Source organism: Methylobacterium aerolatum (assembly GCF_022179085.1).
In the GTDB taxonomy this organism is placed as follows: Bacteria; Pseudomonadota; Alphaproteobacteria; order Rhizobiales; family Beijerinckiaceae; genus Methylobacterium; species Methylobacterium aerolatum.
On record NZ_BPQE01000004.1, the window covers coordinates 181,183 to 205,134 of the forward strand.

Consider the following 23,952-nt stretch of genomic DNA (forward strand, 5'->3'; position numbering starts at 1 on the left):
GCCGGCGGGCGGACTGCATCCCTTGTACCTACTGACCGACATCGCGATCTCGAACTGGTACCTGATCCGCCGCGAGCAGATCCGCATCCGCGGCGCGGCGGCGCTGGTCGGTCCGACGGGCGCGGGCAAGTCCACGATCTTCGATGCGGTGGGCACGGTGCTCGCGGGCAACAACGCGAGCCGGCTGGCGCTGAACGCCTCGGCCTCGGGGCGCAGCGCGCGGACGGTGCGGGACTATTGCCTCGGCTGGATCAGCGACCCTGCCGAGGGCGGGCGTCCGACGCGGGAAGCCTGCGAGACGATCCTCGCCCTGACCTTCGAGAACCCCTCCTCCGGCCGGGTGGTGACGGCGGGCCTCGCCCTCGCGGCGCGGGCGGAGGAAGCCAAGGAAACGGTCCTCTCCCGCTTCATCGCCATCGGCCACCGCTTCGCCATCGCCGACTACGCCCGCACCACCGATACGGGGACCTTCACCGCCCCGTGGTCGGAGATCGCCGCCGACCTGAAGGCCAAGGCCGAGAGCTTCACGGAGTACCGCACCTCTGGCGAGCGCTTCACCGCCGACCTGCTCTCGGCCCTGCGCGAGGGCGCGCCGCCGCCGGAGCCGCGCCACTTCCTGCGCAGCTTCGCCAACGCCGTCGCCTTCAAGCCGATCTTCGACACCAGCGCCTTCGTGCGGGCCTTCGTCCTCGACCCCGAGCCCCTGAACGTCGACCGGGTGCGCCAGTCCATCGCCACCTGGAAGTCGCTCCTCGACACGCTGGGCGAACTCGAAACCCGGCTCATCCGCCTGAAGCGCCTGCGGGACCGCTACGACTCCTGGGGCGAGGCGGTGGTCGCCGCCTCGGAGCACGAGCTGAAGGGCGCCATCGCCGAGTTACGCCGCCGCAGCCTCGACCTCGCCGCCGTCCGCGCCCGCCTACGGGAGGGGTCCGACACCCTGCGCCTTGCCCGCGAGCGGGTCTCCGACAGCCGGGGCTTCGTCCGCGACATCGACCGGGAGATCGCGGAGAAGAAGGCGCTGAAGGCCGGCAGCGCAGTGGGCGACCGCCTCGCCGCCGCCGATCTCGGCCTCTCCATGCTGGACCGGGACCGGAAGGAATTCGCCGCCCGCGTCGCGGACCTCGTCGGCCTCGTCGGACAGATGGCGCGGCTCCAGGCGGTGGTGCCGGTGCTGCGGCCCGTGGCGCCGCAGGCCGCGCGGCTCGCCGAAGCCTGCGCCCGGGCGGCCCTCCGCAAGGAGTCGCCCCCCGCCGACATCCTGAGGACCGACGGCGCGCTCGCCGAACTGGTCGAGGGCCTGTCCCGGCTGACTCCCTTCGACGAGGCGCTGGAGCGGGCGGCGGAGGACGCGGCGTTGAAGGCCCGCAGCGCCGAGGCCGAGGCCGAGCGGACCGCACCCCGTCCCGGCGCCGGCACCGGCGTGCGGCTCGCCTCCGACACCCTGGCCTTCCGCGCCGAACTCGATCGCAAGGGGATCGACTCGGTCGCAATCTGCGAATGCGCCGAGATCACCGACCCGACCTGGGGGCCGGCCCTGGAAGCCCTGCTCGGCCGCGCCCGGGAGGCGCTGATCGTGGAGCCGAACCGGCTGGAGGACGCCTTCTCCGTCCTCCAGGCGGGACGGGACCGCTTCCACCGCTGCATCCTCGTCAAGACCACCGACACCGCCCGCCAGCGCGCCCGCTACGACGACGACGGCGCGATGTCGGTGATCGCCACGGACGATCCCCATGCCCGCGCCTTCCTCGGCGTGCGGATCGGCGGCTACGACCTCGCCCGCAACGATGCGGAACTCGCCCACCTTTCCCGCGCCGTGGCGCCGAGCGGCCGCACCACCGCCGGGATGGCCTATTCCGTCACGCGGGGCGTCGATCTGATGATGACCCGCGGCCATCGCGGGCCGACGCCGGAGAGCCGCCGCCTGCACGAGACCGCCGCCGCCGAGGCCCGGCGGCTGCGCGGCGAGGCGGCGGTCTTGCGCGAGGCGGCCCGCACGGCGGCCACCATCCGGGCGCGGATCGAGCGCGGCCTCGACGATGTGGATGCCTTGCGCGGCGAACTCGACGGGCTGGAGGGCCGCCGCCGCTCCCTCACCACCGAGCGGGCCGAGATCGAGAAGCGCGACACGGCGGGGCTCGACGCCGAGATCGCGGCGCTGAACGCCGAGCGCGTCGCCTACCTGCGTGAACTCTCGGAGGAGCTGGAGCCGAAGCTTGACCGGCTGCTCGCCGACGAGGCGGCCTTGGGCGCCCGGCTCGGCACCGTCCGCGAGGCGGCCCGCGCCGCCTTCGCCGCGCGGCGGGCGGCATTGCGCCAGTGCCAGGGGGGCGATGCCGCCCGGGTCCGGGTGGCCCGGATGGAGGTGTTCGACCCGGCGGTCATCGTCGCCGCCCGGCGGGCGCTGGCGGGGCTGGACGCCAAGGCCGCCGGGGCGCTCGCCGCCTCGGAGCGGACGCTGGCCCGCGAGGCGGCGGACGCGGCCCGCTCCCACGGCCGCATGGCCGAGCGGGAGTTGGCCGAGGCCTGCGCGACATGGCGGATCGAGAACCCGCTCCGCGCCGGCGATGTCGCGGCCATCGAGGGCTATGCCTGGGTGAAGCGCGAGTACGAGGCGGTGGAGGGCCACGAGCTGCGCCGCTACCGCGATCAGGCCGCCCGCGCCGAGGCCGAGATGCGCCGCCTTATGACCGAGGACCTCTTGGCCCGCCTCGCGGACCGGTTCGAACGGGTCCATACCCGCCTCGCGGCCCTCAACGAGCGGCTGTCCGCTCGCTCCTTCACCGGCCAGACCTACGCCTTCGAGGCAGCGGTGGACCGGCGCTACGCGGCGGTCCACGCCCTGGCCGTCGAGGCCGCGCGCTCGCCGGAGGCGGCCCAGGCGCTGCTGTCGGGTGAGGTCGAGGGCTCCATGGCCTCGGCGCTCGCCGAGATCACCGCCCTCATCGCGGGCGAGGAGGATGCGAGCCGGCTCGCCGACTACCGCAACTACTTCGTCTACGAGATCGGGATGAAGGACAAGGCGGGCAACCGCACCACCATGTCCGCCCGCGCCCTGCGCGGCTCCGGCGGCGAGGCGCAGGCGCCGTTCTACGTCGCCATCGCGGCCTCGCTGGCCAGCGCCTACTACCCCGGCGACCGGCCGGGGGCGGAGCATCCGGGGCTTGGGCTGTGCCTGCTGGACGAGGCGTTCTCGAAGCTCGACGTGCGCAACAGCCAGGCCCTGGTCGACCTTTACCGCGCCTGGGGCCTGCAGTTGCTGATCGCCGCGCCCGAGGACAAGCGCACCACGCTCACCGAGGTGATGGACACCATCGTCACGGTCTACAAAAGTCCGGACCTGTCATCGGTCAGGATCGAATCCGAGCATCCGCTGGAGGCGGCGCGCCGGGCGCTGCACGCCATCAACCCCGACCACCGGGGGATCGAGGGGTTCCGCCGGCGGGACGCGGCGGAATAGCGATCCCCGCTTTCCTCGTGATGCACAGAGGGCGCGGCTTTGCCGTGACCCGCCGTCGCGACCCAACCCTCTCCGTCATTGCTTCGCTACGCTCGCAATGACGGGGTTGGCCTGCAAGGAGCGCGGCGCGAATTCGAAAAAAAGGGAGCGCGGTGCGCTCCCTTCGAAAGGTCAGTTCAGATACGTCCGGATCCAGTTCGGGGAGAGGATCTCGCCCTCCTCGGTGATGATCCAGGGCTGCTTGGCAGGGTCGCGAAGGGCGCCCGCGGCGGCGGCGATGGCCTCGCGCAGGGTGCCGTACCGCTCGGGCTGCGCGAGCGGGGCGCTCGCCGGGGCCGTGCGCCAGATCGTCAGATCGGCGGGCCGTTCGAGGGCTTCGGTTTCCATGGTCCTCTTCTCTTTCTTCCGTAAACCTTGAGTGGTTGTCAGACGCTAGCCCGCCGCGGACCCGGCCGGGGCTGCGGCGAATACCTAGCTTCGAATACAAGCTTCTCTGCGGCAGCTTTGAGATCAATTGGCGCGCCGTTCCAGGTGCCCTCCGCCTTCGGGGCGAAGATGTGGCCGTCGGTGACGATCACAACTGGAATTGGTGGCTCGATCCGCCTTCTGCACTTGCGATGATTGTCACACCCGAAACATGACCATTCCGTTAGCTGCGCCGGCGCCGCTATAGGAGCGGATGTAACCCGGTGCGTGGCCTCTTGTTGACGCTTCGAACCTGAACGCGCACTTAAGACGTGGCCGTAAGCGGCTTCCCTACCCCCCGATCCCGGAGATCCCTGTGCCGGACCGCACGCGGCGCATCGTTTGGGCCGTCCTCCTGCTGCTGCTCGCGCTCGCCGTGGCCCAGCCGTACCTCACCCCCCTGTTCTACTCGGCGCAGGGCCCCCGGCTCGTGGCGGCCCGGGGCGATCTCGCGGAGTCGGAGAAGTCGACCATCGCCCTGTTCGAGAGGGCGAGCCCCTCGGTGGTGCACGTCTTCGCCCAGGCTGCGGCACAGGATCGCGGCCTCCTCGATATCGAGAACGAGGGTGAGGGCGAAGGCGGCGGCAACGGCGGCACGCAGACCGGCACGGGCTTCGTCTGGGACGGCGCCGGGCACGTCGTGACGAACACCCACGTGGTGCAGGCCGCCGCGCAATCGGGCGGCTCGGTTTCGGTGCGCCTCAGTTCGGGGGACGTGGTGCCCGCGACCCTCGTCGGCATGGCCCCCTCCTACGACCTCGCCGTCCTGCGCCTCGGGCGTACCGCGCACCTGCCGCCCCCCTTGGCGATCGGCACCTCGGCGGACCTGAAGGTCGGCCAGTCCACCTTTGCCATCGGAAACCCCTTCGGCCTCGACCACACCCTGACCACGGGCGTGATCAGCGCCGTCCGCCGCCGGATGCCGACGAGCGAGGGGCGGGAGATCTCCGGGGTGATCCAGACGGACGCCGCCATCAATCCCGGCAATTCCGGCGGGCCGCTGCTCGATTCCGCCGGCCGCCTGATCGGCGTGAACACGGCCATCGTCTCGCCGTCCGGCGCGAGCGCGGGGATCGGCTTCGCCATCCCCGTCGATGTGGTGAACCGGGTCGTGCCCGAGCTGATCCGGGCGGGGCGGATGCGCAACCCCGGCATCGGCATCATCGCCGGCCAGGAGGCGACCGCCGCCCGTCTCGGGATCGACGGCGTGGTGATCCTGCGCGTCCTGCGGGGATCGCCCGCCGGCCAAGCGGGCCTGCGCGGCGTCGATCCGCAGACCGGGGCCATCGGCGACATCATCGTCTCGGTGGACGGGCAGGACGTCCACCGGCTCGCCGATTTCACCGCCGCCATCGCCCAGGCCGGAGTCGGCGCCAGCGTCGAACTCGGGATCCTGCGCAACGGCCAGATGCGGCGCGTCCGCGTCGGCACCACGGATGTCGCGGAGAACCGCCAATGATCCGCCTCCCCGCCCCGGTCCTCGCGGTGGCCCTGGCCTGCGCCGCCACCTCGGCCGCCCTCACGACCTCACCCCCGGCGGCGGAGCGTCCCCGGCCGTCCCTCTGCCCGGACGACCTGCCCGAGGGCGTTCACCTGCCGCCGCAGCCGGGCTGCGCGGGGCGCGATCGTCCGGCGGCCGGGGGACGGCGCGACGGGTTCGTGGATCTCGGAAACGGGACGACGGTGCGGATCGGCGGGCGGGCCGCCGCCGAGTTCGGCGCGCGCCGCTGATGGTCCTCGCCCTGGGACTGGCCGTCTGCTTCGCCCTGTGGTGGCTCTCGAAGACGCCGGGAGGTCTCGCGCGCATCGCCGCCGCCCTTCCCCGGCACCGGATCGCGGGCTGGGCCGCCGTGGCACTCGCCGCCGGGATGATGCTCCACGGCAACCTGATCCTCGCCGCCCTGCTCGGCCTCGGCGGGCTCTGGGCACTGGAAGGACCGGTGGGCGTCGGCCGGCGCCTGCGCTCTCTCGTCCCGTCGCGGGTCCCGCTCACGCGGGTCGTGCGCACGCGCCTGATCGCGATGACGCTCACGGCCGAGGGCGCGCCGGACGGCGGCCGGGTCCGGTCGGGCCCGATGGCGGGGGCGATGCTCGACCGCCTCGACCGGCCCGCCCTGCTGGCCCTGCGCGCCCTGTGCCTGTCGGAGGACCCGCAGGGTGCGGCGCTGCTAGAGGCTTATCTCGACCGCCGGGCGCCCGGCTGGCGTGTAGACGCTGAGCGTGATCGCGACCCGTGGGCGGGCGGCCCGGCGAAGCCAGGGGCGATGACGCAGGAGGAGGCGTACCAGATCCTGGGGCTTCAGCGCGGGGCGGCCACTGAGGAGATCCGGACGGCCCACCGGACGCTCATGAAGCGCGCCCACCCCGACCAGGGAGGCAGCGCCGAGGGGGCGGCGCGCCTCAACGCGGCCCGGGATCGACTTCTGAACCGACATCGCTGAACTCCACGCGCGTTGCCAGGTACGGGTTACGTCGTACGCGTCACACAGCCGGGCGTTCTCTCGCGGCGCCCGGATCTCGCTTGAATCCCGAGCGGATCAGCTCCGCGTGGCGAAGCAGCTGTAGCCGCTGCGCTTCAGGGCGGTGCAGGCATCCTGCGCCGATTCCTGTTCCGAGAAGCCGGAGAAGCGGGCCCGGTACAGGGTCGCCCCGCCGTGCTCGACCTTCACCGTGTAGGGGGCCGCCTTGGAGAGCGAGCCGCCGACCTTCGCCCGCGCCTGGCTCAGCATGGAGCGGGCCTTGTCCTCGTCGTCCATGGCGCCAAGCTGGATCACCCAGGCGGTGGGCGTCACCTTCGGGCCGGACAGGGCCTTCGGCGGCTCGTCCCGCTCGTTGGAGGAGATGCGGGCCGCGATCTTGCCGAGGCTCGGGAAGGCGGGCTGGCTCGGCTGCTCCGCATAGGCCTGGGCCGATTTCGGCAGGGCGGGGGACGCCGCGCGCAGGCCGTTGCCGGGGGTGGTGGTGCGGGCGGGGGAGATGTCGAGGGGCTCGCCCGTGGAGTTCGTGGTCTCCACGTCGTCGTCCTCCGCCGAGGCGACCTGGGTGCGGGTGCGGGAGATGCCGTCGGCGACGACGGCTGGACGGGCGCGCTCGGCCACCTCGGTGACCGGGGGGGCGATGCGGGCGCCGGCATAGGCCTTCGGCAGGTTCGCCCGGACGAGCTGGGCCATGATGGCGTCGCGGCTGCCGCCCGACTTGCCGCCCAGCACGATGGCGACGATCTGGTGCCCGTCGGACTTCGCCGCCGTCATCAGGTTGAAGCCGGAATCGCGGGTGTAGCCGGTCTTGATCCCGTCCACGCCTTCGACATTGCCGAGCAGGCGGTTGTGGTTGCCGATGACCCGGCCGCGGAAGGCGAAGGAGCGGGTCTGGAAGTAGCGGTAGTAGTGCGGAAACCGGTCTTGGATCGCCCGGGCCAGAATCGTCAGGTCGCGGGCGGTGGTGAGCTGGTCCGGATCGGGCAGGCCCGAGGCGTTGGCGTAGTGGGTGCGGCTCATGCCCAGCGCCCGCGCCTTGGCGGTCATCATCTGCGCGAAGCGCTCCTCGGAGCCGGCGATGTTCTCGCCGATGGCGCAGGCCACGTCGTTGGCCGACTTGGTGACGATGGCCTTGATCGCGTCCTCGACGGAGATGGTCTGGCCAGGGCGCAGGCCGAGCTTCGAGGGGGCCTGCGCGGCGGCGTGAGCCGAGATCGACAGGTCGGAATCGAGGGCGAACTTGCCGCGCTCCATCTGCTCGAACAGCATGTAGAGCGTCATCACCTTGGTGATGGAGGCCGGGTGACGCAGGGCGTCCTCGTTCACCGCGTGCAGGGTCTTGCCCGTCTTGGCGTCCACCACCATCGCCGCGAAGGGCGGATTGTAGCCGCCGCCGCTGACATGGCGGTGATGGGCGGCGTGGCGGGCATGGCGCCCGCGCCGGGCATCCGCCGGGATCGTGAGGGCCGAGAGAACCGCAACCGCGACGAGCGCGACCGGAACCGCACGGGTTGTCCGGCCGGGTACTTCAACCTTACGCATGCGCCCGTACGCCCTCGCACCACCGGCTCCACGCCGGTCACCGCCCTCTGGTGGACGCCCGTCGTCGGGGTGCGTCCGTATGCTTGTCGAAAGATGCGGCGCTGCGGTTACGGGCGGGTTAATCGGAACGACGAGAACCGCGTTTCATGCCGGCCGCAACATCGCTTGACGCTGGCTGGCGCGGCGCACAAACTCCCCCTCGCCGCCCCGGGGCATCCCCGCCGACCGTGCGCGGCCGGCACGAAGGAGGCGTCGATCCTGCAGCCCTTCGCCTCCCCCGGCCCCTTTGACTCGCCCGGACATTTGGTTTTGCCCGGACCGCTCGCCTCGACGAGGCCCTTCGCCGCGATCCCGTTCGGCGCGACGGCCCTGCACCGTGCCGGAGACGCGCAGACGGGTCTCATCGCGTGGGTCGATCGCGCCGAGCGGCGATCGGACGACCTCGCCGTCGGGCCCTCCGGGCGGATGGCGGTCCCCGGGAGCGCGCGAAACCGATGACACGGACCCCTCGCGCGCCGGGAATGACGGACACGAGCGCGCAGGCGTCTGGCGAAGTCGGCTCACGGTCTGTAGATTGGCGGGAGGAGAGACGAGGGCTCGGACCGCCGATGCCGCTTCAGCCGATCGACGGCCGGCGACAGGTGCCAGCCCCGCATGATGGGATCGGTTCGACGGATATGACACGGATCCCGATGATGGGAACGGAGCACGCTGGCACAGGCGGGCGCAACGGATCTGTGGTGACGGCCTCGGGATCGCGGGAGCCGGGCGGCGACGATCGCTCGAACACGGCGATCATCACCCGCACCAAGCCGCGCACGAAACGGCCGAGCCTCTACCGCGTTCTCCTCCTGAACGACGACTACACGCCGATGGAATTCGTCGTGCTGGTCGTCGAGCGGTTCTTCAACAAGACTCACGAGGACGCGTACCGGATCATGATGCACGTGCATCAGAACGGGGTCGGCGAGTGCGGCGTGTTCACCTACGAGGTCGCTGAGACCAAGGTGACGCAGGTCATGGACTTTGCGCGCAAGCACCAACATCCTCTCCAGTGCGTTATGGAAAAGAAATAGGCGCCGTTCGCGGTAGGCACCCACACAGAGGCCCGCTTTGCCAAGCTTCTCACGTAGCCTAGAACAAGCCCTCCACCGGGCGCTCGCCCTGGCCGGCGAACGCCGCCACGAATACGCGACGCTCGAACATCTCCTCCTGGCCCTGGTCGACGACCAGGACGCGGCCGCGGTCATGCGGGCCTGCAATGTCGAGATCGACACGCTGCGGCGCAGCCTCGTCGAGTACGTCGATACCGAACTCTCGAACCTGACGGGCGACGGGCGCCACGACGCGAAGCCCACGGCGGGCTTCCAGCGGGTGATCCAGCGGGCGGTGATCCACGTCCAATCCTCCGGCCGCGAGGAGGTGACGGGTGCGAACGTGCTCGTGGCGATCTTCGCCGAGCGCGAGAGCCACGCCGCCTACTTCCTGCAAGAGCAGGACATGACCCGCTACGACGCGGTGAACTACATCAGCCACGGCATCGCCAAGCGCCCCGGCGCCAGCGATTCGAAGCCCGTGCGCGGCGCGGAGGAGGAAGGTGCCTCCGAGCGTCCGGCCGAGGAGAGCGAGGGCCGCGGCACCAAGAAGAAGGGCGACGCCCTCGACGCCTACTGCGTCAACCTCAACAAGAAGGCCCGCGAGGGCAAGATCGACCCGCTGATCGGCCGCCACGCAGAGGTCGAGCGGACGATCCAAGTGCTCTGCCGCCGCCAGAAGAACAACCCGCTGCTGGTGGGCGATCCGGGCGTGGGCAAGACCGCCATCGCGGAGGGACTGGCCCGCAAGATCATCCAGCACGAGGTGCCGGAGGTGCTCGCCGAGGCGACGGTCTTCTCCCTCGACATGGGCACCCTGCTCGCCGGCACCCGCTACCGGGGCGACTTCGAGGAGCGCCTCAAGCAGGTGATGAAGGAGATCGAGGCGCACCCGAACGCCATCATGTTCATCGACGAGATCCACACGGTGATCGGCGCCGGTGCGACGTCGGGCGGCGCGATGGATGCCTCGAACCTGCTGAAGCCGGCCCTGGCCTCGGGGACCCTGCGCTGCATCGGCTCGACCACCTACAAGGAGTACCGCCAGTACTTCGAGAAGGACCGAGCCCTCGTCCGCCGCTTCCAGAAGATCGACGTGAACGAGCCCTCGATCCCGGACGCCATCGAGATCGTGAAGGGTCTGCGCCCGTATTTCGAGGAGTTCCACAAGCTCAAGTACACGACCGAGGCCGTGAAGGCCGCCGTGGAGCTGTCGGCCCGCTACATCAACGACCGCAAGTTGCCGGATAAGGCGATCGACGTGATCGACGAGACCGGCGCCTCGCAGATGCTAGTGCCCGAGGCGCGCCGCAAGCGCACCATCGGCATCAAGGAGATCGAGGCGACCATCGCCACGATGGCCCGCATCCCGCCCAAGACCGTCTCCAAGGACGACGCGGTGGTGCTCCAGCACCTGACCGAGAACCTGAAGCGGGTGGTCTACGGCCAGCCCAACGCCATCGAGGCCCTCACCTCGGCGATCAAGCTGGCCCGCGCCGGCCTGCGCGACCCGGACAAGCCCATCGGCTCGTACCTGTTCGCGGGCCCGACCGGCGTCGGCAAGACCGAGGCCGCCAAGCAGCTTGCCGCCTCGCTCGGCGTCGAGATGCTGCGGTTCGACATGTCGGAGTACATGGAGCGGCACACGGTGAGCCGACTCATCGGCGCGCCCCCCGGCTACGTGGGCTTCGACCAGGGCGGCCTGCTCACCGACGGGATCGACCAGCACCCGCACTGCGTGCTGCTGCTCGACGAGATCGAGAAGGCCCACCCGGACCTGTTCAACATCCTGTTGCAGGTGATGGACCACGGTAAGCTCACCGACCACAACGGCAAGCAGGTCGATTTCCGCAACGTCATCATCATCATGACGTCGAATGCGGGCGCCTCCGACCTCGCGAAGTCGGCCTACGGCTTCACGCAGTCCAAGCGATCGGGCGATGACGTGGAGGCGATCAACCGGCTGTTCGCGCCGGAATTCCGCAACCGTCTCGACGCGATCATCTCCTTCGGGCACCTGCCGAAGGAGGTCGTCGCCAAGGTGGTGGACAAGTTCGTCCTCCAGCTGGAGGCGCAACTCGCCGACCGCAACGTCACGATCGAGCTGTCCGACGAGGCGCGCGACTGGCTGGTGGAGCACGGCTACGACGACGCGATGGGCGCCCGGCCCATGGCCCGTCTGATCCAGTCCACCATCAAGACGCCGCTGGCCGACGAGGTTCTCTTCGGCAAGCTGAAGGATGGTGGCGCCGTGCGCGTCGTGGTGCGTAAGCCCGAGGATGCCGAGGCGAAGGCGGGGGCGAAGGAATCTCTGACCTTCGAGTTCCCGGCGGGACCCGCCACCCCGAAGCCCGAGAAGGACGTGGCCGACGTCGCCAAGAAGAAGCGGGCCAAGCCCCGCTCCGTCGCCCGCAAGAAGACGCCCAAGGACAACAAGGGCGGCGGCGGCTCCGGCGGCGGCATCAAGACCGTGCCAAAAGTGCCTCTGGTCCGGGTGTAAGGTTTCGCCGGCCGGAACAGAGGCTTCCGGTCGGCGGTCACCCGGTCTATGACCGCCGCGACGTGGAAGCGCCGCGGCGAGGAGGCGCCCGATGACTGAAGACTGGCGGGAAGGCCCCCTCAACCCCGTGCCGCTGGCGCCCCAGGCGCAGCCGCAGAAACCCACCGGCCGCGAATTGCGCCGACAGCGCCGCCGTCGGCGCCGCCGGGCCGAGGAGATTCTGGCCTGGGTGCTCGTGCCGTTGATCTGCCTGGGGATCTACTGGGGCATCGCGGCTGGCTTCGAATTCATGGGATCCTCGCCGGGGCAGGTCTGGGACCAGCTCATGCAGGTCAAGGCCATGATGGAAAAGCGCAATAAGACCTGACGCCCGTGGCACTCCGCGGGAGCCGGGGGGCCGCACGCCGACGGGGCCGCCACGATGCCCGACCTGCTGCTCAACCGCCGGACCCTCCTGGGCCTGGGGCTCGCCGCCGCCCTCCCCCGCCCCGCGCGGGCGCGGGACGGCCTCGTCGCCGTCATCGGTGCCGGCGCGGCGGGGCTCGCGGCGGCGGAGATCCTCCGGCAGGCCGGGCAGCCTTTCGTGATCCTGGAGGCGCGTGGCCGGATCGGCGGTCGCGCCCATACGGACCGCAGCCTCGGGCCGGACTGTCCCTTCGATGCCGGCGCGCAGTACATCCACTGGGCCGAGCGCAACCCGTGGTCGTCCATCGCCCGCAGGGCCGGGGCGCGGATCAACGACCGGGAGGGCTGGGCCCGCAACCTCGTCATCGATGGGCGCCCGGCCACCGAGGCGGAACGGGCGGCCCGGCGGGCGGGCTTCAGTGGGCTTGACGACCTCCTTGCGCCGAAGGGCCGGGACGAATCCCTGGCGGCCGAGGCCGCGCCGGGCGGTCCGGCGGCCGTCAACGCCGCGGCCGGACTGAGTCGCCTGTCCCTCGGCGAGGATCCGGCGCGGGTGTCGGCCGCCGACTACGATCGCCTATGGTCCGGCAGCGACCTCTGGGTCGATGGCTACGGCGACCTCGTCGCCCGGCATTTCGCGCACCTGCCCGTGCGCCTCTCCTGTGCCGTCACCGGGCTCGATTGGTCGGGCCGGGGCGTGCGCGTGGCGACACAACAGGGGGCGATCGAGGCCGTCGCGGCCATCGTTACCCTGCCCGTCGGCGTCCTGAAGAGCGGCAATCCCAGGATCACGCCCGCCCTCCCCGATCCAGCCCGCACGGCCCTCGATGGCCTCTCGATGGGCGCCTACACCAAGATCGCCCTGCGCCTCGACCCCACGAAGGTGGATGCGGCGGCGGTGGGCGATGCCGTCACCCTCGCCACCGGCGGGCCGACCCTCTACCTCGAGATGGGCCCTTTCGGGTATCCGCTGGCGGTGGCCAACCTCGGCGGCGACCTCGCGCGCGAGGTCTGCCGCGCGGGCGAGGCCGCAGCCGTGGCTTTGGCGACGGCGCGCCTCGCCTCCGTCCTCGGAGCGAAGGCGGCGGGCGCCGTGACAGGCGGCCGCTTGGCGGGCTGGTGGACCGACCCTCACGCGCTCGGTTCCTACTCGATCGTGGCCCCCGGCCACGCGGAGGCGCGGGACGCCCTTCAGCGGCCGGTGGGAGAGCGCCTTTTCTTCGCCGGGGAAGCGCTGGCCGGTGGCGGCGCGATGACGGTGGGCGGTGCCACCCTCGACGGGGAGCGGGCCGCCCGCGAGGTCCTCAAGAGGCTTCCGGCGTAAGCCACGCCGCCCGTGTTCGCGCACCGCCCGTTACCCTGGCCGGCCTCTGGCGCCCCTCGATAACGCTTCCGCAGCCGTGGCCGATGCCGTCGATCCGCGCCCGTTGATGGCTCCCTGGCCGCGCTCACATGGACGGAGATTCTTGAGCCGGTATGGCCGTATTCGGCTCCCGGTCGAGGCCCCGTGAGGGCGGCGCTCAGTCCCGCCGCAGCACGTGGACGCTGAACAGCGCCTCGGCATCGGTCCAGGCTTCCACCGACTGCCAGCCGGCCCGGCCCGCCAGGGTGCGAAAGCTCTCCAGCGTGTACTTGTAGCTGTTCTCGGTATGAATCGACTCGCCCTCGCGGAAGGAGAAGCCGTCACCGCCGATGCGGACGCTCTGGTCGGAGCGGGCAACGAGATGCATCTCGATCCGCGAGGCCTCGCGGTTGAAGACGGCCCGGTGGGCGAAGGCGTCGAGGTCGAAATCGCCGCCGAGTTCGCGGTTGATCCGCTTGAGCAGGTTCAGGTTGAAGGCCGCCGTCACCCCGGCCGCATCGTCGTAGGCGGCCTCCAGGCGCGTCGTCTCCTTCACGAGATCGACGCCGAGCACCAGGAATGCGCCCGAGCCGAGGATCTCGCCGAAGCGGCGAAGCAGCACCTCGGCCTCCGCCGGTTCGAAGTTGCCCACCGTCGATCCGGGGAAGAAGCCTGCCCGCGGCGTCCCGGCTATGCTCTCGGGCAGCGCGAAGTGCTGGGTGAAGTCTGCAACCACGGGGGCGACGGTGAGGCCGGGAAAGTCGTGCCGCAGGGTCGCCGCCTGTTCGGCCAGGAACTCGCCGGAGACATCGACGGGCACGTAGGCCGCGAGGTCCGGCAGGTGGCGCAACAGGCGCCGGAGTTTGGCAGTGGAGCCGCTGCCGAACTCGACCAGTGCGGCGTGGCGCGGCAGGAGGGCGGCAATGTCCGGCCCGCGGGCGTCGAGGATTCCGATCTCCGTGCGCGTCGGATAGTATTCCGGCAGGGCGGTGATCGCCTCGAACAGTTCCGAGCCGGCGGCATCGTAGAAGTATTTCGGCGAAAGCGTCTTGCGCGTGCCGCCGAAGCCCTCGCGCACGTCGCTGAGGAAAACGGGATCGGCGGCGACGGCGGCGGGAAAAATCGGGTTGACGGTCACGGGATACTCCGTTGCAGACACTGTCCCCACCGGATCGGGACGCGGAGGAAGGGGCCGAGCCCTGAACGGAGCGGTTCCGCTCTGGATCGGAAACGGCGGGGGAGCCCGCCGGGTTGCGGCGCGCGCGTTCAGGCGAGCGGTTCGGCCAGCCGCAGTCCGGTGAACTGCCAGCGCTGGTGCGGATAGAAGAAGTTGCGGTAGGTCGGCCGCGCATGGCCCGCCGGCGTCGCGACGGAGGAGCCGCGCAGCACGAACTGGTTCGACATGAACTTGCCGTTGTATTCACCGAGGGCTCCCGGCAGCGGCCGGTAGCCCGGATAGGCAAGGTAGGCGCTGCGGGTCCATTGCCAGACCAAGCCGTCCGCGTCGGCGAGGTCGCCGCTGCGCGCCGCGACCTCCCATTCGAACTCCGTCGGCAGGACGCGCCCGGCCCAGCGGGCGTAGGCGTCGGCCTCGTAGTAGCTCACATGGGAGACGGGGGCGTCCGGATCGACGGGCCGCAGGCCGCCGAGGCTCATCTGCGTCCAGCCCCCACCCTCGCGGCGCCAGTAGCCGGGGGCCTCCCAGTTCTGGGTCTGGCCGGCATACCACCCGTCGTTGAGCCACAATTCCTGACGGGCGTAGCCGCCATCCTCCATGAAGCGCAGCCAGTCGCGGTTCGTCACCAGGGCGCGGTCGATCCGCACCGGCAGGATCAGCGTCTCGTGCCGGGGCGACTCGTTGTCGTAGGAGAAGCCCGCGCCCTCATGGCCGATGCCGGCGACCTGCCGGTCGAGGGTGACCGCCCCCGGCGCCCGGGTGGCGCGAGGCAGGCGCCACGCTGGATCGTAGACCGGATCGAGGGGGTTCTGCGCGAAGGCGTGAAGGATGTCGGTCCAGAGCAATTCCTGGTGCTGCTGCTCGTGATAGAGCCCGATCTCCAGGATCGGCAGGATGGCACCGAGCGCCGACTCTGATGCCTCGCCGAGCAGGGCTTCGACCGCCCGGTCGACATGGGCGCGGTAGGTCGCCACCTCCGCGCAGGTGGGGCGGGTGATCAGCCCGCGCTGGGTGCGCGGCTGACGGGGCCCGGCGGCGACGTAATACGAATTGAACAGATAGTGCAGGCGCTGATCGTGGATCGTGTAGCCCGGCAGGTGCTCGGCGAGGAGGAACTGCTCGAAGAACCACGTGACATGCGCCCGGTGCCACTTCGTCGGGCTCGCATCCTCCATCGACTGGATCTGCTGGTCCTCCGGCGAGAGCGGGGCCGCGCGCCGCTCCGTCTCCGCGCGGACCTCGCGGTAGGCGGCGATCCAGGCTTGGCGATCGACCGCGCCCGGCCCGATCACGGGCGGGGGGAAGGCGGTCGCGCGGGGCACGAGCGGGGCGGACGGCGCGCTGTCCGCGCGGCGGGCGGCGATGGCTGCCATGCAAACATTCCCTTCCGGCCGGTGTGCGAGAGAACGACGTTCCCGATCCGAGGCCGAGCGTGGCAGATAGGTCCCCCCGCCCGGCGAGCAACCTGGGCGCGTCAATTCTGTCGGCCGGGGCGGCGTGGAGCCGATTGCCCACCTTGGCCGTTACGGGAGTCCTGGCGGAATTGTGGGCCTTTCTCGCGCCTCGGTCAGGTGGCCTTAACCGTCCGGCGGGGAGAGTGCCGGGCGAAATCTTGCGAGGGGTGGGTGTTGCGATGCGGATCGACCTGATGGCAGGGGCCGGGCTTTCCCTCGCGCCGGTCGCCGGGGCACCGGAGCCGACGATCCTCCTGTTCGATTCAGGCCTCGGCGGCCTGACCGTCCTGGACGCCGTACGCCGGGCGCGGCCCGATGCCCGCTATGTCTATGCCGCCGACGACGCGGCGTTCCCCTATGGCCGCCTGTCGGAGGCGACCCTGATCGCACGCGTGCTCGACGTGATGGAGCGCTTGATCGCGACGCACCGGCCGGATCTGGTGGTCATCGCCTGCAACACCGCTTCGACCCTGGTGCTACCTGCCCTGCGCCAGCGCTTCACGACACCCTTCGTCGGGGTGGTGCCGCCGATCAAGCCGGCCGCGGAGACCACGCGCTCGCGCCTCGTGACCCTGCTCGCGACACCCGGCACCGTCGCGCGGTCTTACACCCACGACCTCATCGCGACCTACGCCGCCGCCTGCGCCGTCACCCTCGTCGGCTCGCAGAACCTCGCGGCCTTCGCAGAGGCCGAGATGGCCGGTAACCCGGTGGACGACGGGACGCTCCGGGCGGAGATCGCCCCCTGCTTCGTGACCGGGGAGGACGGCCGGCGCACCGATGTGGTGTGCCTCTCCTGCACGCATTATCCGCTGCTGCTGCCGCGCCTGCGGGAATTGGCTCCGTGGCCGGTGAGCTGGATCGACCCCGCTCCGGCCATCGCCCGGCGGGTGGTACAACTCCTAGGACCCGGTCAGCGAAGCCTCGGTGCCGACGGCGCGACGGTCCACGCGGCCTTCACGGCGGGCTCCTGCCTGACCCAGCCCCTGCGCGAGGGCCTTGCCGCCCGGGGCGTCGGCGAGATCGCCATCGAGGCGATGCCCCTGCGGATGCAGTAGCCGCACCCGGGGAGCCCCGGTGGTCACGCGGCTCGCTGCCCTGCGCCCACTCTCCTGCGACGGGCGCAGGTGGCGTTTTCGGTGGCGTTCCCGGCGGCGGGCGATGTGCTGGCGTTTCGGGCCGCACACGAGCGGGGCGCCCGAGGACACGGCCGACACGAAAATGCCCGGCACGAGGCCGGGCAGTCGTATCCCTCTGCACGGGGGATATCGCGGCCGGGGCTTTGGAGAATCCCGGCCGAGATCGGTGATCAGAAGTCGCGCTGGACGCGGAAGCGAACCTGAGCGGCGTCGTAGTTGTTGAGGGTCTTGATCGCGCCGGCGGCGTTGAGGGCTGCGAAGTTCGCGGCGTTCACGCCCGTGGTCTTGGTCTGGTCGATGACGCGACCGGACTTCATGCCGGTGTTGATGTAGTTGCCCTCGACGCCGATATCGAGATCCTTCACCGGCGACCAGATCAGGTTGGCACCCGCCACGATCTGGTAGCTGTCCCGCAGCACGGGGCTGAGGGCGAACAGGGCCGGATTGGTGACGATGGAGGTCGCGCCGGCACTGCCGCCGACGAGGCCCTGGGTCAGGCTGAGGGCAGCACGGGCGCCCTTGCCGAAGTTGGTCTCGGAGTAGCTGGCGAAGACCGCCGAGCGGACCGACGGGGTCCAATAGTGGAGGAACGAGCCCACCACGCTGAAGCTCTCGGTGAGCTGGATCTTGCCGGTGAGCGGGTTCACGACCGCATCGGAGAGGTACTGCGCGAACGGGCCGCCGTTGGTCGGCGTGCCGGACTGGGTGTAGGTGCCGGTGTAGGCGGTCACGCCGGTGTAGACGTTGGCGCCTTCGCCGTAGGCACCCTGGAGGTACAGGGCATCGCCGGGGGCGATGAAGGGGGTGTTGATCTTCAGGCCACCCTGGACCGCGAAGCCCTCGGTGGTCTGCGAGCCGCCGCGGATGCCGCGGGCGCTGGCGAGGGCGATGGCCGCCGCGGAGTTGGCGATCGGCAGCGTGACGCCGGTCGCGCCGAGGAAGCCCTGGTTGTACGAGCTGCCGATGTTGACGTCCTTCACGGCGCCGGAGATCTGGGCCGAACCCCAGGCGGAGTCGTAGCGCAGCACACCGACGAAGTCGGGCATGCGGGAGCGCTCGATCACGTCCTGGAAGCCGACGAGGGTGGCGTTGCCGTTGGCCGCTTGCTGAAGGATCAGCGGGGTCAGCGAGTAGCTGCTGAAGAACGTCGAAGTCCCGCTGGTGCCGGCCGCCGCGCCCGCGCCCGCGGCCGCCGCGCTGTAGACGGTGTTGTGGCGGAAGTTCGGATCTTCCATCGAGATCGTCGCCGAGAAGCCGTTCCCGAAGCTGGCGGTGTAGGCCAACAGGTTGGTGGACGAGACGTCCGAACCGGCCGTGCCGCCGACGAACTCGAAGTCGTGGGCGTAGAAGTCGAAGAACGAGGAGGCGCGACCGGCGGTGAGGCCGGCGAACTGGATGAACGCCTTGTCGGTGTTCACGTATTGCTGCACGCGGCCGAACTGGTCGACACCGAGCGCCGGGTAGGCGTTGGCGATGCGCTGCTGGGTGCCGGAGGTCATGAACGCGCCGGTGCGGCTGGCGGCCTCAAGGCGGATGAAGGCGCGCAGGGTGCCGTAATCGGTCTGCGTGCGGGCATCCATGTTGATGCGGAGGAGGCCGCGGAACTGCGAGACGTCGCCGTTCCCGCTACCGACGTTGCGGTTCTCGTTGGACTGATAGCCGTACTCGGCGCGGGCGCGGCCCGAGATGCGCAGGCAGGTATCGGTGCCCGGAATGTAGAAGAAGCCGGCGCCGTAGGCCGAGCAGACGCGGACGAACTCGACCGCAGCGGCCTTCTTCGCGGGCAGGTCGGCAGCGTGTGCCGCGCCGACGGTTGCAAGTGCAGCGGCGGAGCCGAGCAGAGCTCTCTTCAGAAAAATCATCGCCAACCCCAAAGATCCGAGACCCGAGCGCAGATCGTCCAGTTGTCTGGATCTTTCTGCGGTATTTATGATTGTGCCTTCATCAGGCAGAGTGGTTATGGCGGGCTTTTGCTGAGCATTGACCCGACGTTCCGTATCATTGTCGGGTAAAAACGATTCCGCAAACGCTTTTTATGATCAGTATATATGATATATAGTCTATAGTTATAAGAACGGGTCTGGCGTAATGTCATCAATTATGGCGGAGTGAGGTCTTCAAAAGCCGAAAGCGGGTAAGATCACTCGGGCGCGGCTATGAAGTGCAGCGAGATCGCGCGGGGGCGATAAATGTGTGGCAATCCTGCTACGCTTCGGCCGCGATCGCGGTGAGATCTGGCCGATCCGATCCCGCCGGTCGTGCCGTCCGCCGGAGATTTCCGTGTCGGCCGAGGCTTGCGGACGAGGCGGCTGCAGGCGGCCGACCCTGCTCGGCGGCGCCGTGGGCAACAGATGAGTCGCGTCGTCCCGATGACGACGAGTGCGCGTCAGCGAGTGGCGGGACCCAGTGCCTTCCGGTTCACCGGGGCGCGGTGCCGGATAGGGGCGCGGCCGTGTGGACCGCAGGGGCCTGCGCATCAGCCGCGTGCGAGCGAGGCGGCGCAGGGGTGACGGGGGTCGCTACCGAGGCAAAAGTATAGGGAAGCGGGCGGCGGCCCGTCTCGGGGCTACCGGCTGGGCGGAGCGTCGCCGAAGACCTGTTTCCAGGCCTCCACGCCTCCGGCGCGGTGCCATGCCCAGGCCGTGGCGGCGACCCACGGGCCACCGATCAGGATGAAGGCGAGCAGACCCATCGCGTCTCTCCATGCGTTGAAGGCGACAGTCTAGGACCTCGCGCCCAGTCTGTCTCCCGCCTTCCATGCACGACCGCGCCGACCGCCGCCTCCCCGCTCGCCGGGCCGAGCGACGACGGTGCGGCTCAGCGCGGCTTCGTTTCCTCCGCGAAGATCGACATCCAGGCGCCGAGGTTCCGGGAGGGCTCGCGAGGCGTGTTGACCAATCGGAGATTGACTAGCGTCTCGCCCATCGACGCCCTGAAGCTCGGCGAAATAGCGACCGGCAGGCAATGCTCCAACGTGCCATAGGCGGAGGCCAGGAACTTCTGCTGGGCTTCCTGCGAGCCCTTCAGGACGCGCCCCTGGATGCGCGGCGGCCCCCTCAAGCGCCCGTCCCTGTCGAGCAGGAAGGCGAACGATACCAGGGACCCCTCCGTGCCCTCCGGCACCGTCCAGCATTTGACGAACGCCGCCCGCAGATCAGGCCAGTTGTTGATGACGCCCGGCGATGCCAAGGGTGCGGCCCCGGCAGGGCCGGCCAGCATGGCGATGACGATGGGAGCGAGGATCAGTTTGCGCATTGCTGAAGTTCAAGAACGCAGAGCACAGGTCGTTAAAGAGGATTCAAGCAGTCCTCTCTTGATAATTGTTGAACAGTAGCCGATGGCGGCGGGGGCGCCGATCGCGTGGGGTGCGACGGGATCAGCGGTTTGGTCAGGTGCGCTTCGTATCCCGCGTTCCGAACCAAATGACCCTCAGCTACGTTAATCGCACCCGTTGAGAGGAAAGACCATGAAAGCTATTTGCGCAGTCTCTTTCGTCGTGTTGGGCATCGCGGGATCGGTCTCCGCCGCTACCGCCCAGGGTTACTACGGGGGCGGCGGCTACGAGGGGCGTGGCTACGAGGGGCGCGGCTACGGGGGCGGCGGCTACGAGGATCGGGGCTACGGTGGTCGCGGCTACGGCGGTGGCTTCGATGAGCGCGACTACCTTCGTTGTAACCCGGACGTCTTGCGAGCCGTGCGGCGTGGCCAGTTCGAGTCCGGCCTGCACCATTACCGCACGTTCGGTCGCCGCGAGCGCAGGCGATTGAGCTGCTGATGTCAAAGGCGGCCGACTCTCGGTCGATGCTGGGCGGACGCGGCGAGGAACGGTGCCGCGTCTCTCCTGAACGGACCGTTGGTGCAGCAACGCACACACCTCGTCCATGCGTGTCTGCACTCGCCCATTGTTTTTGCATCAATTTTTCCAGTCTCGGCTGACGCCTCCGACTGGATCGATGCACGGAGCAATCACCGATGGCCCGTGCCGGCGGCGGTCTGCCGGGCCTCGTCGTGCTTTGCTTGCCGGGCAATCGTGCAAGATCGAAAGCTGATCGGTGCTGCGACTGCGCCATTTCCTTTCGCATGAAAGCTTTGCAATTATCAATTGACAAGAAATCTTTGAGTTCGACGTAATTAAAGCATCGACCATTGTGGAAGATCATGAATATCATTTTACATTTTCAAATGAGGTGATGTCGATTGATCGTGCTGCCGATCTTTCAGTATCGACACTTCCAATGTTTCGGGTCTGTGTCTGATCGGCAACAGACAGGCAACTGAAATCATCGTACACCCCAATGTGATCGGAATTATATTTGGGGAATCACAAGTTATGAAGTCTCTGGCGACCTCGCTGGCAATGTTCACGGCGCTTACCGCCGTGGCTTCCGCCGCAGATCTTCCGCGCCGTGCCGCGCCCCCGCCGGTATTCACGCCGGTTCCGGTGTTTACTTGGACCGGGGCTTACTTCGGTGTGAACGCCGGCTACGCCTGGAGCGATAACCAGAACATCCGCAGCTTCGAGATCAACAACAGCGGCGCCGGGCTCGTCATCAACCAGCTTGGCGCGGCCAGCGTCCGGTCGAAGCAGGACGGTTTCACCGGCGGCGGCCAGATCGGGTACAACTATCAGTTCACGCCGGGCTCCGGCATCGTTGTCGGTATCGAGGCCGATGCGGCCTATACCGATCTCGACCGTCGGCGGACCCGCGTCGTCGATGCCGGCATCGGCGTTCCCGGCGTCACCCTGATCAATACGTCCCGGCAGTCGCTCGACTTCCTGGGCACGGTCCGTGGCCGCATCGGCTATGCGTTCGACCGGTTCATGATCTACGGCACTGGCGGCTTCGCCTACGGCAACGTCCGCTATCAGACCGCCACCAGCATCAACGCCCCCGCCTTCGGGATCAACAACGTGGTGTTCGCGGCCGGCCGTTCCGACTCGATGGAGACCGGCTATGCCTACGGCGGCGGTATCGAGTATGCCCTGCCCACCGATAACTTCCTGAACTTCTTCCGGTCGAGCGCCGTGACGCTCAAGGTCGAGTATCTGCACTACGACCTGGGCCGCCGCAACGTCCTGGTGGCCGACGTTCCGTCCAACCCGCCGACGTTCAACTCGATCTCGCGTTTCAAGACCGAGGGGAACATCGTCCGCGGCGGTATCAACTACAAGGTCAACTGGTTCTGATCCCTCGGGTTCGCTCTGCCGGTCTTCGCGGGTTTCGCGAGGTCGGCAGGGTCGATCAAGCCGAGGCGGTCGTTGCTCTGATGCGCCGCCTTGCGAAGTTTGGCCCTAAACTCAGCCCGATCACTCTGACGACGATGGCCAGGCGGCGCCCTGGGAGTGGCTCAGCACTCCCTGGGCGTTCGCTTTGAGGGATGGGGGCCGACCTTCCGACAGGCTGCGACAGCCGCCCGGTGCAGGGGCGCGCTCACGCCGTTCGAGCGTCTTTCCCCCCTCCCCTCCTGTTTCGGCATCGTCTTTCCCGAGTTCGGCCGATGCCTCGGCCCGGATCGATGCACCCGAGCCGTTGCCGAACGGGTCGAGTCGGTCGCTTTCTCGTCGGAGCGGCGTCGGGCTACCATCCCCGGGAGACCCGTTTCACCGCTCGCGTCGCAACGGATCGACGGCGCCCATCGGGGCGTCTGGAAACCGCCAGGCACGGGAAGTGCCAGGCGCGGGAGCGCCGTGACGGCTGACGCTTCGGCAAGGGGGATTGGAGCGGGCGAGTTCCGCCTCGCCGCGGTAGCCCAGAACCTGAAGCAACTCGCCAAGCTGACCCCGATGCCGCAGCCGAGCCCGGCCTGATCGGCCGGGGCCAGACTCTGATCCAGCCGCCGCACTCGTCCGACCTGCATCCGATCCACTTGGACGGCGAATTTCGCAACAAAATTGGCGCAGAGCCGAACGTCCGGTTCTGCGCTCGATAGCGATCCGGCGTGACGTAGTCTGGCCGAAAGCGGAACGACGGCTCCGGAGGGGGTTGACCAGAGAAGCGGACGATCTTCTATCGACCCAAGTCGGCCAAGCGGGGAGCCAATGACGCATCTCGAAAGCAGCCATACACTCGGCGCCAAGCGACCCTGCTGCGATCGGAAAGTGCCCGCTGCGGAATAACTGCTCGACCACTTCTCAGCGTTTGTAACTCAAGCGCCGAGATATTTGGCGAAATTATCGAGAATGGCTTGCCAGCCGTTGCGTTGCTGCTCGATGGGAAAGCTGGTCTCAGGATCGAACGAAACTCTGATACGTGTGTGCTCGGCCTGCGGCATGAACATTACGGTGGCACTGCGGCCGCCAATATCGTAGTCGATCCGCTCGTTCTCGATCACCTTGGTGTAGGTGCCAGCGAAATCGAAGCCCATGCTTCCGTCTTTCGCTTCCATCCGCGATGAGAACCGCCCCCCTTCCCGAAGATCCACGCTCGCGCTTGGGCAATGCCAATCGTCAGACGCGAAGTTCCAATGCGGTATGCGGTGGGGAGAAGTGTAGGCGTCCCAGGCTTCCGCGACTGGGACGGGCACCATGGTTTCCACGACGATCTGGTCCTGCGGCATCGATATCTCCCTACAGATTTACAATCCTTCGTCTGAAACCTCGCGAAGGCGTCATGGAGGATAGCACGAGGCCCGATGCAGGCAGCGACTGCTCTACTCTCTCCTTCATGTCATGACGGGCCAAGTGGCGACGTCCACATCTATGGCTTCGTAGCCCGCAAGCAGACAGGCGGGAACCCACCCATCTGAGACGTTCAGGCGGGCGCTTCGTGGTGTCTGGCGAAAAGGCGGACGAGCTTCTGTCGATTCAACTCAGTCGTTCCAGGCACCCGAGAGGATGCCCGAAAGCGGTCGCTCGTCGCTCCAGATTGCGCTTACACTGCAGTGCGCGGATCGACG

Annotated in this window: 19 protein-coding genes; 11 read left to right on the forward strand and 8 right to left on the reverse strand. The window is 69.0% G+C overall.

Annotated features, from left to right (window positions below; genetic code table 11):
• Positions 1 to 22 precede the first annotated feature (22 nt).
• Positions 23 to 3,460 (forward strand): SbcC/MukB-like Walker B domain-containing protein, encoded by a 3,438-nt coding sequence (locus MFF06_RS03305; protein WP_238201577.1) that lies wholly within the window; start codon positions 23 to 25, stop codon positions 3,458 to 3,460.
• A 171-nt stretch (positions 3,461 to 3,631) separates the two neighbouring features.
• Here the strand turns inward: MFF06_RS03305 and MFF06_RS03310 are convergent, their stop codons facing one another.
• Positions 3,632 to 3,847 carry a hypothetical protein gene (locus MFF06_RS03310; protein WP_238201578.1) on the reverse strand — a complete coding sequence of 72 codons (216 nt, stop codon included), beginning with the start codon at positions 3,845 to 3,847 and terminating at the stop codon, positions 3,632 to 3,634.
• A 394-nt stretch (positions 3,848 to 4,241) separates the two neighbouring features.
• Here MFF06_RS03310 and MFF06_RS03315 point away from each other — a divergent pair, with 394 nt between their 5' ends.
• From MFF06_RS03315 to MFF06_RS03325, 3 genes are read left to right on the forward strand one after another with little or no spacing between them, the layout of a single operon-like run.
• Positions 4,242 to 5,384, forward strand: coding sequence for a S1C family serine protease (locus MFF06_RS03315; protein ID WP_238201579.1), 1,143 nt, complete (start codon positions 4,242 to 4,244; stop codon positions 5,382 to 5,384).
• Positions 5,381 to 5,656 (forward strand): hypothetical protein, encoded by a 276-nt coding sequence (locus MFF06_RS03320; RefSeq protein WP_238201580.1) that lies wholly within the window; start codon positions 5,381 to 5,383, stop codon positions 5,654 to 5,656. Before MFF06_RS03315 ends, MFF06_RS03320 begins: the two co-directional genes overlap by 4 nt.
• Positions 5,656 to 6,366 (forward strand): DnaJ domain-containing protein, encoded by a 711-nt coding sequence (locus MFF06_RS03325; protein ID WP_238201581.1) that lies wholly within the window; start codon positions 5,656 to 5,658, stop codon positions 6,364 to 6,366. Before MFF06_RS03320 ends, MFF06_RS03325 begins: the two co-directional genes overlap by 1 nt.
• A 96-nt stretch (positions 6,367 to 6,462) precedes the next feature.
• Here MFF06_RS03325 and MFF06_RS03330 read toward each other — a convergent pair whose 3' ends face one another.
• On the reverse strand, positions 6,463 to 7,944 hold the full coding sequence (locus MFF06_RS03330; protein WP_238201582.1) for a D-alanyl-D-alanine carboxypeptidase: 1,482 nt from the start codon (positions 7,942 to 7,944) through the stop codon (positions 6,463 to 6,465).
• Between the two features lie 677 nt (positions 7,945 to 8,621).
• Here MFF06_RS03330 and clpS point away from each other — a divergent pair.
• From clpS to MFF06_RS03350, 4 genes are all read left to right on the forward strand, one after another.
• Positions 8,622 to 9,020: an ATP-dependent Clp protease adapter ClpS gene (gene clpS / locus MFF06_RS03335; protein ID WP_370876584.1), complete on the forward strand. Its 399-nt coding sequence runs from the start codon at positions 8,622 to 8,624 to the stop codon at positions 9,018 to 9,020.
• A gap of 37 nt (positions 9,021 to 9,057) precedes the next feature.
• On the forward strand, positions 9,058 to 11,538 hold the full coding sequence (gene clpA / locus MFF06_RS03340) for an ATP-dependent Clp protease ATP-binding subunit ClpA (protein ID WP_238201583.1): 2,481 nt from the start codon (positions 9,058 to 9,060) through the stop codon (positions 11,536 to 11,538).
• 91 nt (positions 11,539 to 11,629) lie between these two features.
• The gene (locus tag MFF06_RS03345) at positions 11,630 to 11,905 is read left to right on the forward strand and encodes a hypothetical protein (RefSeq protein WP_238201584.1); all 276 of its coding nucleotides are present in this window, start codon (positions 11,630 to 11,632) and stop codon (positions 11,903 to 11,905) included.
• 54 nt (positions 11,906 to 11,959) lie between these two features.
• A complete protein-coding gene (locus MFF06_RS03350) occupies positions 11,960 to 13,267 on the forward strand; it encodes a flavin monoamine oxidase family protein (RefSeq protein ID WP_306421643.1) in 1,308 nt (435 codons plus the stop codon).
• Between the two features lie 196 nt (positions 13,268 to 13,463).
• Here the strand turns inward: MFF06_RS03350 and egtD are convergent, their stop codons facing one another.
• Together egtD and egtB are read right to left on the reverse strand one after the other, a co-directional pair.
• On the reverse strand, positions 13,464 to 14,423 hold the full coding sequence (gene egtD / locus MFF06_RS03355) for an L-histidine N(alpha)-methyltransferase (RefSeq protein WP_238201585.1): 960 nt from the start codon (positions 14,421 to 14,423) through the stop codon (positions 13,464 to 13,466).
• A gap of 128 nt (positions 14,424 to 14,551) precedes the next feature.
• The gene (gene egtB / locus MFF06_RS03360; RefSeq protein WP_238201586.1) at positions 14,552 to 15,835 is read right to left on the reverse strand and encodes an ergothioneine biosynthesis protein EgtB; all 1,284 of its coding nucleotides are present in this window, start codon (positions 15,833 to 15,835) and stop codon (positions 14,552 to 14,554) included.
• Between the two features lie 260 nt (positions 15,836 to 16,095).
• Between egtB and murI the strand changes: the two genes are divergently transcribed.
• Positions 16,096 to 16,974: a glutamate racemase gene (gene murI, locus MFF06_RS03365; protein WP_238201587.1), complete on the forward strand. Its 879-nt coding sequence runs from the start codon at positions 16,096 to 16,098 to the stop codon at positions 16,972 to 16,974.
• A gap of 251 nt (positions 16,975 to 17,225) precedes the next feature.
• Here murI and MFF06_RS03370 read toward each other — a convergent pair whose 3' ends face one another.
• From MFF06_RS03370 to MFF06_RS03375, 3 genes are all read right to left on the reverse strand, one after another.
• On the reverse strand, positions 17,226 to 18,917 hold the full coding sequence (locus tag MFF06_RS03370; protein WP_238201588.1) for a porin: 1,692 nt from the start codon (positions 18,915 to 18,917) through the stop codon (positions 17,226 to 17,228).
• Positions 18,918 to 19,621: 704 nt separating this feature from the next.
• A complete protein-coding gene (locus tag MFF06_RS22635; protein ID WP_283207241.1) occupies positions 19,622 to 19,747 on the reverse strand; it encodes a hypothetical protein in 126 nt (41 codons plus the stop codon).
• Between the two features lie 125 nt (positions 19,748 to 19,872).
• Positions 19,873 to 20,310 carry a UCP034077 family protein gene (locus MFF06_RS03375; protein WP_238201589.1) on the reverse strand — a complete coding sequence of 146 codons (438 nt, stop codon included), beginning with the start codon at positions 20,308 to 20,310 and terminating at the stop codon, positions 19,873 to 19,875.
• A gap of 211 nt (positions 20,311 to 20,521) precedes the next feature.
• Here MFF06_RS03375 and MFF06_RS03380 point away from each other — a divergent pair, with 211 nt between their 5' ends.
• A complete protein-coding gene (locus MFF06_RS03380) occupies positions 20,522 to 20,830 on the forward strand; it encodes a hypothetical protein (RefSeq protein ID WP_238201590.1) in 309 nt (102 codons plus the stop codon).
• A 555-nt stretch (positions 20,831 to 21,385) separates the two neighbouring features.
• Positions 21,386 to 22,243, forward strand: a complete 858-nt coding sequence (locus MFF06_RS03385) for an outer membrane protein (RefSeq protein ID WP_238201591.1) — start codon at positions 21,386 to 21,388, stop codon at positions 22,241 to 22,243.
• A 959-nt stretch (positions 22,244 to 23,202) separates the two neighbouring features.
• Here the strand turns inward: MFF06_RS03385 and MFF06_RS03390 are convergent.
• Positions 23,203 to 23,613 carry an SRPBCC family protein gene (locus MFF06_RS03390; protein ID WP_238201592.1) on the reverse strand — a complete coding sequence of 137 codons (411 nt, stop codon included), beginning with the start codon at positions 23,611 to 23,613 and terminating at the stop codon, positions 23,203 to 23,205.
• Positions 23,614 to 23,952 lie beyond the last annotated feature (339 nt).